Origin of the sequence: Cupriavidus sp. TMH.W2, from assembly GCF_050847365.1 — a bacterium.
GTDB lineage: Bacteria > Pseudomonadota > Gammaproteobacteria > Burkholderiales > Burkholderiaceae > Cupriavidus.
The window spans coordinates 2,567,029-2,581,668 of the sequence record NZ_CP193792.1 but is presented as its reverse complement, the minus strand read 5'-3'; the positions used below and the strand labels follow the sequence as shown (position 1 = coordinate 2,581,668).

Below are 14,640 nucleotides of genomic sequence, written 5' to 3'. Positions count from 1 at the left end.
GTACCTCTCAGAATCCAGTCCATAACCCTGCCAGCCATCGTGGGCGCTGTCTGTCAGGTTCTGTCCGACGAAGCCGGACAGAACCCCGGCCGGCAGGGGCGTGATTGCGGCCGCCGCGCCGTCAGGCCGGCAGCCGCTGCAGCTGGCCTTGCAGCTTGGCCAGCGTCTGCTCGAAATCGGCCAGGCGCTGTGTCTCTTGCGCCACCACGGCGGGCGGCGCCTTGGCGACAAAGCTCTCGTTGGACAGCTTGGCGCGGCACTTGCCGATTTCACCACCGATGCGTTCGACTTCCTTCGACAGGCGCGCGCGCTCGGCGGCGATATCGATCTCGATCTTCAGCAGCAGGTGGTTGCCCCCGGCAATGGCCACCGGCGCGCCGGCGCCTTCAGCCTGCAGGGCAGCTTCATCTTCGAAGACGCGCACCTCGGAAAGTTTCGCCAGTGCCTGGATATGTGCGCTTGCCGCCTTCAGGAAGGCGCTGTCGCCCTCGGCGTAGAGCGGGATGCGCTGGGCCGGCGAGATGTTCATCTCGCCGCGCAGGTTGCGGCAGGCATCGATCACTTCTTTCAGGCGCGCGACCCATTGCTCGGCATTTTCGTCGATCTTGGCCACGGCGGGCAGCGGATACGGCTGCGTTGCGATCGTTTCCGCACCATCGCCCTTGGCCCGGCCGGCCAGCGGGGCCACCTTCTGCCACAGCTCTTCGGTGATGAACGGGATGATCGGATGCGCCAGGCGCAGCACGGTCTCGAGCACGCGCAGCAGCGTGCGCCGCGTGGCGCGCTGCTGGGCCTCGGTGCCGTGCTGGATCTGCACCTTGGCCAGCTCCAGGTACCAGTCGCAATACTCGTCCCAGACGAACTTGTAGATGGCGTTGGCAATATTGTCGAAGCGGTACTCGGCAAAGCCCTTTTCGACCTCGGCCTCCACGCGCTGCAGCAGCGACACGATCCAGCGGTCGGCCTGCGAGAAGTCCAGGTAGCCGTCCGGGCCGCAGTCGTTGTTGCACGGGCCCATGCCGCAGTCATGGCCTTCGGTGTTCATCAGCACGAAGCGGGTCGCGTTCCACAGCTTGTTGCAGAAGTTGCGGTAGCCCTCGCAGCGGCCGGTGTCGAAGTTGACATTGCGCCCGAGCGTGGCCAGCGACGCGAAGGTGAAGCGCAGCGCGTCGGCACCGAAGGCGGGAATGCCTTCCGGGAATTCCTTCTTCGTCTTCTTCTCGATCTTGGGCGCATCCTTGGGGCGGCGCAGGCCGGTGGTGCGCTTCTGCAGCAGGGTGTCGAGGTCGATGCCATCGATCAGGTCCACCGGATCCAGCGTGTTGCCCTCGGACTTGCTCATCTTCTTGCCTTCCGAATCGCGCACCAGGCCGTGCACGTAGACGGTGTGGAAGGGCACCTTGCCGGTGAAGTGCCTGGTCATCATGACCATGCGCGCGACCCAGAAGAAGATGATGTCGTAGCCGGTCACCAGCACCGACGACGGCAGGAAGTGCTGGATCTCGGGCGTTTCTTCCGGCCAGCCCAGCGAGGAGAAGGGCACCAGCGCCGACGAGAACCAGGTGTCGAGCACGTCTTCCTCGCGGCGCAGGCTGCCGGTGCTGCCGGCGGCCTTTGCCTTGGCCAGTGCTTCGTCTTCGGTGCGGCCGACAAAGCAGTTGCCGGCGTCGTCGTACCACGCCGGAATCTGGTGGCCCCACCACAGCTGGCGCGAGATGCACCAGTCCTGGATATTGCCCAGCCACTGGTTGTAGGTGCTGATCCAGTTTTCCGGCACCAGCCTGATCTCGCCGCTCTGCACGGCTTCCAGCGCCACTTCGGCGATCGAGCGGCCCGGGTAGAAGGTGCCTTCCGGCGCCGGCTTGCTCATGGCGACGAACCACTGGTCGGTCAGCATCGGCTCGATCGCGCTGCCGGTGCGCTCGCTGCGCGGGGTCATCAGCTTGTGCTTTTTGACCTCGGCCAGCAGGCCGCGCTTGTCCAGGTCGTCGACAATGGCCTTGCGCGCGTCGAAGCGGTCCAGGCCGGCGTAGGCGGCGGGGGCGTCGGCGACGATCTTCGCGTCCAGCGTCAGGATCGACAGCTGCGGCAGGTTGTGGCGCTGGCCCACGGCATAGTCGTTGAAGTCATGGCCCGGGGTCACCTTGACCACGCCGGTGCCGAACTCGCGGTCGACGTATTCGTCGGCAATCACCGGGATCTGGCGCTCGGTCAGCGGCAGCTGCACGAACTTGCCGATCAGGTGCGCATAGCGCTCGTCTTCCGGGTGGACCATCACCGCCACGTCGCCCAGCATGGTTTCGGGGCGGGTGGTGGCCACGGTCAGGTGGGTCAGGCCGCCCTTGGCGTCAGTCTCGACCAGCGGATAGTGGATATGCCACAGCGAGCCTTCTTCCTCAACGCTGTCGACTTCCAGGTCCGACACGGCGGTGCCCAGCACCGGGTCCCAGTTGACCAGGCGCTTGCCGCGGTAGATCAGGCCCTGCTCGTACAGGCGCACGAACACTTCGGTGACCGCCTTCGACATCTCGGGCGACATCGTGAAGTACTCGCGGCTCCAGTCGATCGACGCGCCCATGCGCCGCACCTGGCGGGTGATGGTCGAGCCCGACTCTTCCTTCCAGGCCCAGACCTTCTCGGTGAATTTCTCGCGGCCCAGGTCATGGCGCGACACGCCCTGCGCCTCGAGCTGGCGCTCCACCACGATCTGGGTGGCGATGCCGGCGTGGTCGGTGCCCGGCACCCACAGCGTATTGGCGCCCTTCATGCGCGCATGGCGTGCCAGGCCATCCATGATGGTCTGGTTGAATGCGTGGCCCATATGCAGCGTGCCGGTCACATTGGGCGGCGGCAGCTGGATCGCAAAGTCCGGGCGGGCCGGGTCGAAGGTCGGCTGGGCAATGCCGCGCTTCTCCCACTCTGGGCCCCATTTCGCCTCGATGGCGGCGGGTTCGAAGCTCTTGGCAAGCGATTGGTCTTGGGCGGTCATGCTGGGATGTCGATGTTGGCGTCGGGGGTCGTCGCAGGTGCTTCGGCCTGCGCCTGGCGAGGCGGCGGCCGTTGGCAGCCGGCATTGCGCCAGTAAAACGTTAAATTATACGGGGGGTGGCAGGCTGGTGCCTATTTCCGGGCATCCGCCCCCGCCGGATGTGACTTGCCGGACAAGGCCGCCCGGTATAATTGCCGCGATTCCACCAGGCCTCTCCGATGTCCGATCTGCTCGCCAACCTGAACGCCGAACAACTAGCCGCCGTCACCCTGCCCGACGAACCGGCGCTGATCCTGGCGGGCGCGGGCAGCGGCAAGACCCGCGTGCTGACCACGCGCATCGCCTGGCTGATCCAGAACGGCCATGTCTCGCCGGCGGGCATCCTGGCGGTGACGTTTACCAACAAGGCCGCCAAGGAAATGCAGACGCGGCTGTCGTCGATGCTGCCGATCAACACCCGCGGCATGTGGATCGGCACCTTCCACGGCCTGTGCAACCGCATGCTGCGCGCGCATTTCCGCGACGCGGGCCTGCCCCAGACCTTTGCCATCCTGGACAGCCAGGACCAGCTCTCGGCGCTCAAGCGGCTGCTCAAGGCGCTCAACGTCGACGATGAGAAGTACCCGGCCAAGAACCTCCAGTACTTCATCAACAACGCCAAGGAGCAGGGCCTGCGCCCGGCCGACGTCGAGGCCAACGACGACTTCAACAAGCGCTTTGTCGACCTCTACGCCGCCTACGACCAGCAGTGCCAGCGCGAGGGCGTGGTCGACTTCGCCGAGCTGCTGCTGCGCTGCTACGAGCTGCTGCGCTACAACGACGCCATCCGCCAGCACTACCAGCACCGCTTCCGCCATGTGCTGGTCGACGAGTTCCAGGACACCAACGTGCTGCAGTACCAGTGGCTCAAGCTGCTGGCCGGCTATGGCACGCAGAACCCGGCCGCGGTCTTTGCCGTGGGCGACGACGACCAGAGCATCTACGCCTTCCGCGGCGCCAACGTCGGCAATATGCGCGACTTCGAGCATGAGTTCCGCGTGCGCCGGATGATCAAGCTGGAGCAGAACTACCGCTCGCACGGGCATATCCTGGATTCGGCCAACCACCTGATCTCGCACAACGCGCGCCGCCTGGGCAAGAACCTGCGCACCGACGCCGGCCATGGCGAGCCGGTGCGGGTGTTCCAGGGCGGCTCGGACGGCCAGGAGGCCGCCTGGATCATCGAAGAAATCCGCGACCAGATCGCGCAGGGCGCCAGCCGCGCCGAGATCGCCATCCTGTACCGCAGCAACGCGCAGTCGCGCGTGATCGAGCATGCGCTGTTCTCGGCCGGCATCCCGTACCGCGTGTACGGCGGCCTGCGCTTCTTCGAGCGCGCCGAAATCAAGCACGCGCTGGCCTATATGCAGCTGCTGGAGAACCCGCGCAACGACGCCGCCTTCGGCCGCGTGGTCAATTTCCCGGCGCGCGGCATCGGCGCGCGCTCGCTGGAAGTGCTGCAGGACATGGCGCGCCAGTACGACAGCGCGCTGGCCGGGGCGGTGGCCTACGTGCCCGGCGCCGCCGGCAGCAAGCTGGCGGCATTCACGCGCCTGATCGACAAGATGCGCGAGGACACGCGCCGCATGACACTGGCCGAGACCGTCGAGTACGTGATCAACCACAGCGGCCTGATCACCCACTACCAGGGCGAGAAGGAAGGCCAGGACCGCATCGAGAACTTGCAGGAACTGGTGACCGCCGCGCAGGCCTTCGTGGTCGAGGAAGGCTACGGCCTGGAAGCGCTGGCCGCGGTGATCCCGGCCGATCGCAGCCCCGCCGCGCCGGCGCTCGCCGATGGCGACCAGGCCCAGCAGGTGCTGGACCCCGAAGCGCTGCCGGTGGTGATGACGCCGCTGGTTGCGTTCCTGACCCACGCGTCGCTGGAAGCGGGCGACAACCAGGCCCAGGCCGGCCAGGACGCGGTGCAGATGATGACCGTGCACGCGGCCAAGGGGCTGGAGTTCGACGTGGTCTTCATCAGCGGCATGGAAGAGGGGCTGTTCCCGCACGAGAACAGCATGATGGACCCGGACGGCCTGGAGGAAGAGCGCCGGCTGATGTACGTGGCGATCACGCGCGCGCGCAAGCGGCTCTACATGTCGTTCGCGCAAAGCCGCATGCTGCACGGCCAGACCCGCTACCACGTGCGCTCGCGCTTCTTCGAGGAATTGCCCGAGGCCTCGCTCAAGTGGCTGACGCCGCCGGCGCAGAGCTACGGCGGCGCGCGCCGCCAGGAGCGTGACAACGCCTGGGGCCGCGACTGGTTCCGCAAGCCCGAGGACGTGCCCTACACCGGCACGCGCCCCACCGGCGGCATGGACACCGGCAACGGCTATGCCGATGCCAGGCGCGAGGCCGGCACCGGCTTCCGCGTGGGCCAGTCGGTGTTCCACAACAAGTTTGGCGAAGGCGTGATCACCGCGCTGGAAGGCGAGGGCACGGACGCGCGCGCCAATATCAACTTCAAGCGCAACGGCGCCAAGTGGCTGGCGCTGTCGGTGGCGAAGCTGGACGCGATCGACTGAGCGGGTCCGGCTTCGCGGCCGACTCAGGGCAAGGCGTGGCGGACCTCGCCAGCCTTCTGCTCGGGACTGTCCACGGTCAGCAGCGGATTGATGAACAGCGAGGCCACTGCGCCAACGCCGAGCAGTGCCGCCGAGATCATGAACGGCAGGTGATAACTGCCGGTAGTCTCGATCAGGTAGCCGAACACCACCGGCGACACCATGCCGGCCACCCCGAAGCCGGTGTTCATCATGCCGCCCGCGGTGCCGGCGTACTTGCCGGCGATGTCCAGCGGCAGGCTCCACAGCACGGCGTTGGTCAGCTCCAGGAAGAAGAACGACAGCGACAGCAGGATCACGGCGTTGACGGCATCGCCGGTGTAGGTCATCGGCACAATGAACATCAGCGATCCGGCCAGCCCCACGAACAGGATCGAGCCGCGTGCCAGGCGCAGGTTGCCGGTGCGCCGGTAGATGCGGTCCGACAGCACGCCGCCGAGCGTGTCGCCGACCACGCCAGCCAGCAGCGGCAATGACGTGAACAGGGCGAGTTGCTTGAGGTCGAAGCCGCGTGCTTCCTTCAGGTAAGAAGGGAGCCACGTCAGGTAGACCCACAGCGACCAGCCGTAGCAGAAGTCGACGAAGGTCACCAGCCACATGCGCCGGAACAGGCGCCGCCACGGCGTCGCCGCCTTGGCGGCCTGCTGGCACTCGCCGCGCCGGTAGCCGATCTCCTGCAGTTCCTGCGCGGTCACGCGGCTATGTTTGTCGGGCGAGTCCTTGAACACGAAGGCATACAGCAAGGTCCAGCCGAGGCTGACCGCGCCCAGCACGATAAACGCTTCGCGCCAGCCGGCGGTGGCCACGATGGCCAGCACGATCGGCGGCGTGATCGCGCCGCCCAGCCGCGCGAAGCTGTGGGTGATGCCCTGCGCGAAGCCACGTTCCGCCACCGGCATCCAGTAGGTGAAGGCGCGCGTCGCGGTCGGGAATGCCCCGCCTTCGCCGATACCCAATGCGAAGCGCAGCACCACCAGCATCAGCACACTGCCGGCGAAGCCGGTCAGGACCGTGGCCACGCCCCAGATCAGCGACAGCACGATCAGCACCCTCTTGGGCCCGAATTTGTCGGACATCCAGCCGCCGAGGATCTGCATGGCGGCATAGGGGTAGGCAAAGGCCGAGAACACCAGGCCCAGCTGCGACGAGGTCAGCCCCATTTCCTCGCGGATCAGGGGGGCGGCGACCGAGATGTTGACGCGGTCGATATAGGCGATGAAATACATCAGGCACATGACGCCCAGGATCATGTGTCGGGTCTTGATGCGTTGCTTCATACCACCTCCTATGTGCGGCGCGCGCACGTGGCGTTGACGGGACGGCGGGCCGGCGCACGGTCCGTAGCCATGCGCTTGCGGCGCGCCGGGGGCGCGGCGCCGGCCGCACTGCCCCGTCCTTGAGCAATCTGTCTGTAGTCTTGCGTAGTGTCTCCTGGTCTGGTGGTTTCCGGTCGGGCAGGCTCCTTGGCGAACGTTGTGGAAAGGGCGCGAGGGTTCAGGCGTGGTCGAGCAGCTTGAGCCGCTGCACCTTGCCCGACGGGCCGCGCGGCAGTTCGGCGATGAAGCGGAACTCCTTTGGCGTCTTGTAGCGGCCCAGCTCGCGCAGGCAATGCGCGCGCAGTTGGGCGAGCGCGTCTTCATCGCAGCGCGCCGCCTCGCGCATGACCACGTAGGCGACGATCTCCTGCCCGTAGGCCGGGTCCGGCACGCCGACCGCAGCGGCTTCGAGCACGGCCGGATGGCGCAGCAGCGCCTCGTCGATCTCGCGCGGGGCGATGTTCTCGCCGCCCTTGATGATCAGTTCCTTGGCGCGCCCGGTGATGTAGAAATAGCCATCGGCGTCGCGGTAGCCGAGGTCGCCGGTGCGCAGCCAGCCATCGTGCGTAAAGGCCTCGCGCGTGATGTCCGGCGCCTTGTAGTAGCCGGCCATCACGTTCTCGCCCTGCAGCACGATCTCGCCGACCTGTCCGTCAGGCACGGGCTTGCCGTCGCGCCCGAGCACGCGGGCGCGCGTGCCCGAGGGCTGGCCGATGCTGCCGATGCGCCGCCGCTCCGGGTCGAGCGGATTGCTGAACGCGGGTGCGGCGGTCTCGGTCATGCCCATGGTCTCGATCACGCCGATGCCGAAGCGCGCTTCGAAGGCGCGGTGATGCTCGGGCGGCAGCGCGGCCGAGGCCGAGCGGCAGAAGCGCACGCCGGCCGGCGCCCGGCCGTGCGTATCGTTCAGCAGGTAGGCGATGATGGTCGGCACCACGTTCAGCCAGGTGCAGCCGTGGCGCGCGCTGTCCTGCCAGAACGCGCTGGCGGAAAAGCGCATCGGCATCACCACCGAGCCGCCGTGCACAAGCGGCGCGATCGCGGTCACGACCAGGCCGTTGATGTGGTACAGCGGCAGCGTCGCCAGGACCCGGTCGGCCGGCCCGAGACAGTGCTCGCGGCTGACGTTGGCACCGTTGGCCATGAGGTTGCGCTGCGTGAGCAGCACGCCTTTGGGCGTGCCGGTGGTGCCGGACGTGTACATGAGCAGCGCGGGCGCGTCAGGCCGTGGCGGGGGCAGTGGCGACGCGGCTTGCTGCGTGGCGGGCAGTGCCGGCAGGGCGCTGGCGTCGGGCGCGGTGACGATCACCGGCAGGTCCAGCCCGGCCTCGCGCAGGGCCTCGCGGATGGCGGCTTCACCGTCGGGCCAGGTGAAGACCAGCCGCGTATCCGAATGCGCAAGGATGTAGCGCAACTGGGCCGGCTGGCACAGCAGGTTGATCGGGTTGGCGACCAGCCCGCAGGCCATGGTGCCGAGCAGGAGCCGCGCGGTCTGCTCGCCGTTGGGCAGGTACACCGACACCGTCTGCCCGCTGCCCAGTCCGGCTGCCGCACAACTGCGGCTTAGCGTGTCGGCGTCGGCCGCCAGCGCGCCGAAGGTGAGCGCATGGCCGCTGTCTGGCGACAGCAGGTAGGGTTTGTCGGGCCACTGCGCGGCACGCACGGCCACCAGCGCGGCGAGGGTGTCGAACACTTCGGGTTCGGTGCGCGCGTTCATTTGCCGACCCTCGCGAAGTAATCGCCCAGCAGGTCCGCTTCATCGGGCACGTGCTCGGCGATGGGCACGGCGATGCGGGTGATGTTCAGGTACTGGCGCCAGCCGAGGTTGTCCGAGAAGTTGTTGCCGCCCCAGGTGCCGCAGCCCATCGACAGCGAGAACGGCAGGCCGTTGTCGAAATTCCCGCCGGTGGCGAAGCAATGCGCCTGGTTCACGATCACGCGCGCCACCGGCAGTTCCTGCCCGAGTTGCAGCGCGTGACGCGGATTGGTCGAATGCAGGCTGACCGAATGGCCGGCGCCCATATAGGCGTACAGGCACGCGACGCGCTCGACCGCCGCCGCGAAGTCGGCGGCGCGGTAGACCGTCAGCACGGGCGAGAGCTTTTCGCCGGAGAAGGGGTAGCCGCTGCCGACGCCGGTTTCTTCCACCAGCAGCATCGCGGGCTGCAGCGCGCGCACGCGTTCCAGCCCGGCAAGTTCGGCAATGCGCGTCGCGCTCTGTCCCGTGAAGGTGCCGGCGAGCTTGCCGTCCTGCCACATCAGCGCCTGCAGCCGCGCCTTCTCCGTAGCCGTGAGCAGCACGCCGCCGACTGCCGCCAGGGCGCCGAGCATGGGCAGGTAGACGGCGTCGAGCACGACCAGGCTGTTCTCTGACGAGCAACTGGTGGCGTTGTCGAAGGTCTTGGAGCGCACCACCTTGGCCGCCGCATCATCCAGCGCCGCGCTGGCGTCGATGATCGAGGCCACATTGCCGGCGCCCACGCCGAAGGCCGGCGTGCCGGACGTGTAGGCCATGCGCACGTTGGCTTGCGAGCCGGTTGCGACCACCAGGTCGGCCTGCCGCATGAGCGCTGCCGTCGCGGCCTTCGACACCGGCGCTGGCAGCATCTGGACCAGGTCGGCGGGCAGGCCGGCGCGGGCGAACTCGGCGTGGATGAACGACAGCAGCAGCGCGCACGTGTCCTGCCCTTTCGGCGACGGCGCCACGATCACGCTGTTGCCGCACTTCAGCGCGTTGATGATCTTGTTGGCCGGCGTGGCCGCGGGATTGGTCGACGGGGTAATGGCAGCCACCACACCCACGGGCCGCGCGATCTCGGTGATGCCGGCGGCCGCATCCTGCGCGATCACGCCCACCGTCTTGCGGCCATGCAGGTCGCGCAGCAGGCCCAGCGTCTTGCGGTAATTCTTGCGGATCTTGTCGTCGACATTGCCCAGGCCGGTGTCGGCGACAGCACGCTCGGCCAGCTGGCGGTTGCGTGCGGGCTCCATGATGGCCCACGCGGCGGCGGCGACCGCGGTGTCGACGGTGGCCTGGTCGGCACGCGCGAACTCGCGCTGTGCGTGCCGGGCCCGGGCCACGACTGCTGTGACGGCTTCGGCTGCATCCGCTGCGGGATCCGCAGACTGCGCGGGCGCCGTCGGTAGGGACAAATCGGAATTGTTGGACTGCCGGCGATGCAGTATTTGCACACTCATGGATTCGACTCCGCGGTTTGGACGGTCAGGGCCGCCGCGCTTTGTCGTGCACTTCGCGACACTGGTCGGCGGCCCTGGATTGAATCTAGTGAAGCGCGCCAGACAGTCCGTCCCAATTTGTGCGCTTTCGCGAGCGCGCAGCCGGGGTGCGATCCGGAATTCAGTTTTCGGGACGGCCTAGCGTCCCGGAATCCTTTAAATTTGATCCATGAGCAATCATTCGAATGCCGCCGCGGTGCGTGCCTTCCGCATTCTCGAGATCCTGTCCACGGCCGATGAGCCGCTGTCGCTGGCGGCCATCGTGCAGGCGATCGAGCTGCCGAAGCAGACCGTCCACCGCATCCTCAAGCAGCTGGAAAGCACATGGCTGGTGTCGCGCACGGCCGGCAACCGCCACTACGAGTGCTCTTCGCGCGTGCGGCAGCTGGCCGTCAATGTGCTGATGCAGGCAGGTCCGGCGGCGGCGCGGCATGCGATCCTGCAGCAATTGGTCGACAAGATCGGGGAGACCTGCAACCTGACCATGCTGTCAGGCGATGACGTGGTCTACCTGGACCGCGTGGAAACGCAGTGGCCGCTGCGCATGCACCTGCAGCCAGGCTCGCGCGTGCCGCTGCATTGCACCGCCAGCGGCAAGCTGCTGCTGGCGTTCCTGCCGAGCGCGCAGCGCCAGCGGCTGGTCGCCAGCCTGCCGCTGCGCGCGCACTCGGCGCACACCATCACCAATGCCGAGGCCTTGCATGCGGAGCTGGCCGAGACGCGGCGGCGGCGCCTGGGGGTCAACAATCAGGAAAACCTGGAGGGCATGATCGCGGTCGCGGTGCCGGTGATGCGCAACCGCAGCCGCGCCTGCGCGGCGATTGCCGTGCAGGTGCCGATGGCGCGCATGACGATGGACCAGCTGATGGGGTTCGTGCCAGACCTGCGCCTGGCAGCGGACGAGATGGTGAAGACGTTCTGCGAGTAAGCCGTGGTTCAGGCGCCTGGCGTTGCCGTCGCGGCGGGGTCAACTCCCGGCGGCGTCACGTTGAAGCAGCCCCGGTACGTCGCATAGAACGAGCAGTACAGGATCGCCAGCATCAGCAGCGAATATGGCGTGACCAGGAACGACAGCACCGTCTCCGCGCCGAAGGCGCTGAACACCGCCTCCAGGAAGAACGGGATCGCCACCAGCAGCATCGCGAACAGCACCGCGTAGGTGAAGAACGCGCCGCGGTTGCGCCAGCACGCGGTCCAGCTGAAGAACAGCGCCTTGACCGGCGGCACGCCGTGCCAGGCCGCCAGCAGCGGCGCGAACCAGAACATCATTGCGATCGGCGTGTACAGCAGCGCGCCGATCAGCATGGCGTAGTACAGCTGGCGCACCGCCTCGGCGGTCGGCGCTTCTTCCTTCAGCACGATCGGCACCAGCGCGCTCATGTCGACCACCGCGCCGGCGATCAGCCCCAGCAAGAACACCAGCCCGGCGTAGATGCCGCCCAGCACCAGCAGGTTGCGCGTGGCTTCCTTGCCGTTGGCGCGAAAGCCCGCCAGCAGCACGGTGGGCAGCACGCGCTTGTTCTGGATCACGTCGCGGCATGCGGTCATCACGCCGACCGACAGGCCGGGGGTGACCACCAGCAGCGCGATGATGCCGATCAGCGGCACCACGATGGCCAGCTGCGCGGCGATCAGGTAGACGAACAGCAGCATCAGGAAGGTCAGCGGATTCTTGCGGAACAGCCAGATGCCCTGGCGGAACCAGGTGTAGCCTTCCTTGGCAGGGACTTCCAGTAGTTGCATACAGATCAGATCCAGGGGAGCGGGGCGCTCGCAGGGTTCGCGGGAGTTGCGTCCAGGCGCCGGCGCAGGATGCGTTCGAAATGGGTCGGATCGTGCGGCTGCAGCATGTCGGCCTCGCGCGGCAGGTAGAAGTCCCACAGCCGCGACACCCAGAAGCGCAGCGCACCCGCGCGCAGCATGTCCTGCCAGTGCGCGGCTTCAGTATCGGTCAGCGGCCTGACCGCATGATAAGCCCGCAGCAGGGCCTGCGCGCGCGCCGGGTCGAGTTCGCCGCTGGCCAGGTCGATGCACCAGTCGTTGACGGTGACCGCCACATCGAACAGCCACTTGTCGTTGCCGGCGAAGTAGAAGTCGAAGAAGCCGCCCAGGCGGTGGCGCCCGCTGCCGTCTTCCTCGAACAGCGCGTTGTCGCGGAACAGGTCGCAGTGGCACGGGCCTTCGCCCAGGCTGGCGTAGGCCGCGCTGGCAAAGAACGCGGCCTGGTGGGCGATCTCCTGCTGCAGCAGCGCGCGCTGGCCGGCATCGAGAAAGGGCAGGATCTCGCGCTCGGTCTGCTGCCACCACGGCAGGCTGCGCAGATTGGGCTGGCGGCGCGGATAGTCCAGGCCGGCCAGGTGCATGCGCGCCAGCATGTCGCCGACTTCGGCGCAGTGCTGCGCGTCGGGCGCCAGCTGCGACGCGCCGGGCAGGCGCGTGACGATGGTGGCGGGCTTGCCCTTGAGCGGGCGCAGGATCTCGCCGTCGCGCGCCGGGATCGGCGCGGGCACGCGGATGCCGCGCTCGGCCAGATGCGCCATCAGGTGCAGGTAGTAGGGCAGCTGCTCGAACGTCAGGCGCTCGAAAATGGTCAGCACGTACTGGCGCGTCTGGCCATCGTGCTCCATGGTGAGGAAGAAATTGCTGTTCTCGATGCCAGAGGCGATGCCGCGCAGTTCGCGCACTTCGCCAAGGTCGAAATCCAGCAGCCAGCGGGCGATCTCGTCCTGCGAGACCGTGGTGAATACGGCCATACTTGTTATGTGAAGCGAATCGGAAAACGGCGCGCGCCAAATTCGGACAAAGTCCGGGCCGCCGCCGCGGCATGACTGCCGGAGGGCCGGCGCGGCCTGGGGCTTATGCCAGGCCGTGGGCAAGCGAACTCAGAACTTCAGGTTGACCGAAGGCACGCGGTTGACGTCGTGCTCGCGGATCTTGGGCGAGCTGTCTTCCGGCTTGCTCATCTCATATTTGGTGCCGAAACCCGATTTGACCTGGATATCGGTGGCCCGACCCTTGTCGCGGTACTCGCGCACCTGGGTGCCATCGCGTTCATTGAGCTGGAAGCTCGGCTCGCGCGGCTGGTTCAGTTGCGACTTGGCCGCCGGGGCGATCGGCTGGTTGTTGATCTGGTTCAGCTCCTGCTGCGTCAGCGCATTGCTTTCCTGCGCAACGGCCCAGCCGGAAGCCAGCGCCAGCGCGGCCGCCACGGCGGCGAGGCTGGACACGGACCGCCTGGCAGGCGATTCGGGCTCGCCGGCCACGGCGGCAGACCGCGTGGACCGGACTGAGCGGACGGGAGAGGGGGAGGTCATCAGGTGCTCCTGTGCGGGCTGCGGAGTGACTGGCGCGCAGCGCCGCGGCATGCGGCGGTTGGACTGCAACCCGGCGGCGCCGGGCTTGGCAGACGGACAGGGTTCCATTCTAGCAATTCCTGCCGTGCGCAGGCCGCCGCCGTGGCCCGAGGGGCACCTGCGTGATGGCAACAAGTGCGGCAAAGACCTCTCGATGACCCGTGCCTGGCCTGGCGCCCGTTCCCGCCTTACAGGTAGAACATCTCTTCCTTGGGCGGGATCGGCTTGTCGCCGCCGCGCTTTTCGTAGTAGTCGTAGACCGCTTCCAGCACTTCGTGCGGCTCGTCCACGATCTTCATCAGGTCCAGGTCGTGCTCGGCGATCAGGCCCATCGGCAGCAGCGTGAAGCGGAACCAGTCCAGCAGGCCCTTCCAGAAGCGGCTGCCGAACATGATCACCGGCACCGAGCGCGACTTGCCGGTCTGCACCAGCGTCAGCACCTCGGCCAGCTCGTCGAGCGTGCCGAAACCGCCCGGCATCACGATAAAGGCGTCCGAGTTCTTGACGAAGGTGACCTTGCGCGTGAAGAAGTGGCGAAAGCGCATGGCAATGTCCTGGTACGGATTGCCCTGCTGCTCGTGCGGCAGTTCGATGTTCAGGCCCACGCTGGCGGACTTGCCGGCGTGCGCGCCCTTGTTGGCCGCTTCCATGATGCCGGGGCCGCCGCCGGAGATCACGGCAAAGCCCGCGTCCGAGAACAGCCGGGCGATCTCGATGGTGCGCTGGTAGTACGGCGAATCCTCGCGCAGGCGCGCGCTGCCGTAGATCGACACGGCCGGGCGGATCTCCGAGAGGTACTCGGTCGCCTCGATGAACTCTGCCATAATCGTGAACATTTGCCACGAGGCGCGCGCCTTCTTTGCGGTAGCGCGGTCTTCGTCGGCCAGCGCACGCAGGCTGGGGATCATCTTGCGCGGATTGGCGCGCGCCGCCGCCGCCGCAGCCTTTTCAGCAGCAACTTCAGGCGGATGGCCCGCGGCGGCGGCATCGGCGGCCGCGGCGATGGCCGCGGCATGCTCGGAAGCAGCCTCCGGCGGGGGTTGCACGGTATCGCCGGAAAGATCGGAAACATCCGGGTCAGCAAGGGGGGCGGTCGAAGCACCGCCTGCAGCGGCACCAGTCAATTTTGAGTCCATGGG

At 67.4% G+C, this 14,640-nt stretch carries 10 protein-coding genes; 2 read left to right on the top strand and 8 right to left on the bottom strand.

What is annotated here, in order from left to right:
* Positions 1-121: 121 nt before the first annotated feature.
* Complete coding sequence (locus ACREYQ_RS11850; protein WP_432257792.1) at positions 122-2,989, bottom strand: valine--tRNA ligase; 2,868 nt, start codon at positions 2,987-2,989, stop codon at positions 122-124.
* Positions 2,990-3,207: 218 nt separating this feature from the next.
* Here ACREYQ_RS11850 and ACREYQ_RS11845 point away from each other — a divergent pair, with 218 nt between their 5' ends.
* Positions 3,208-5,556: a UvrD-helicase domain-containing protein gene (locus tag ACREYQ_RS11845; RefSeq protein ID WP_432257791.1), complete on the top strand. Its 2,349-nt coding sequence runs from the start codon at positions 3,208-3,210 to the stop codon at positions 5,554-5,556.
* A 23-nt stretch (positions 5,557-5,579) separates the two neighbouring features.
* Here ACREYQ_RS11845 and ACREYQ_RS11840 read toward each other — a convergent pair whose 3' ends face one another.
* The 3 genes from ACREYQ_RS11840 to sauS all read right to left on the bottom strand — a co-directional run bounded on the left by ACREYQ_RS11840 (position 5,580) and on the right by sauS (position 10,109).
* Positions 5,580-6,872 (bottom strand): MFS transporter, encoded by a 1,293-nt coding sequence (locus ACREYQ_RS11840; RefSeq protein ID WP_432257790.1) that lies wholly within the window; start codon positions 6,870-6,872, stop codon positions 5,580-5,582.
* Between the two features lie 217 nt (positions 6,873-7,089).
* Positions 7,090-8,628, bottom strand: coding sequence for an acyl--CoA ligase (locus ACREYQ_RS11835; protein ID WP_432257789.1), 1,539 nt, complete (start codon positions 8,626-8,628; stop codon positions 7,090-7,092).
* On the bottom strand, positions 8,625-10,109 hold the full coding sequence (gene sauS, locus ACREYQ_RS11830) for an acylating sulfoacetaldehyde dehydrogenase (protein WP_432257788.1): 1,485 nt from the start codon (positions 10,107-10,109) through the stop codon (positions 8,625-8,627). Before sauS ends, ACREYQ_RS11835 begins: the two co-directional genes overlap by 4 nt.
* Before the next feature lie 208 nt (positions 10,110-10,317).
* Here sauS and ACREYQ_RS11825 point away from each other — a divergent pair, with 208 nt between their 5' ends.
* A complete protein-coding gene (locus tag ACREYQ_RS11825) occupies positions 10,318-11,076 on the top strand; it encodes an IclR family transcriptional regulator (protein ID WP_432257787.1) in 759 nt (252 codons plus the stop codon).
* 8 nt (positions 11,077-11,084) lie between these two features.
* Here ACREYQ_RS11825 and ACREYQ_RS11820 read toward each other — a convergent pair whose 3' ends face one another.
* The 4 genes from ACREYQ_RS11820 to ACREYQ_RS11805 form a co-directional block, all read right to left on the bottom strand.
* Complete coding sequence (locus tag ACREYQ_RS11820) at positions 11,085-11,891, bottom strand: BPSS1780 family membrane protein (protein WP_432257786.1); 807 nt, start codon at positions 11,889-11,891, stop codon at positions 11,085-11,087.
* Positions 11,892-11,896: 5 nt separating this feature from the next.
* Positions 11,897-12,901, bottom strand: a complete 1,005-nt coding sequence (locus ACREYQ_RS11815) for a homoserine kinase (RefSeq protein ID WP_432257785.1) — start codon at positions 12,899-12,901, stop codon at positions 11,897-11,899.
* 129 nt (positions 12,902-13,030) lie between these two features.
* Positions 13,031-13,462, bottom strand: a complete 432-nt coding sequence (locus ACREYQ_RS11810; protein WP_432257784.1) for a hypothetical protein — start codon at positions 13,460-13,462, stop codon at positions 13,031-13,033.
* 227 nt (positions 13,463-13,689) lie between these two features.
* Positions 13,690-14,637, bottom strand: coding sequence for a TIGR00730 family Rossman fold protein (locus tag ACREYQ_RS11805; RefSeq protein WP_432257783.1), 948 nt, complete (start codon positions 14,635-14,637; stop codon positions 13,690-13,692).
* Between the last annotated feature and the right edge of the window lie 3 nt (positions 14,638-14,640).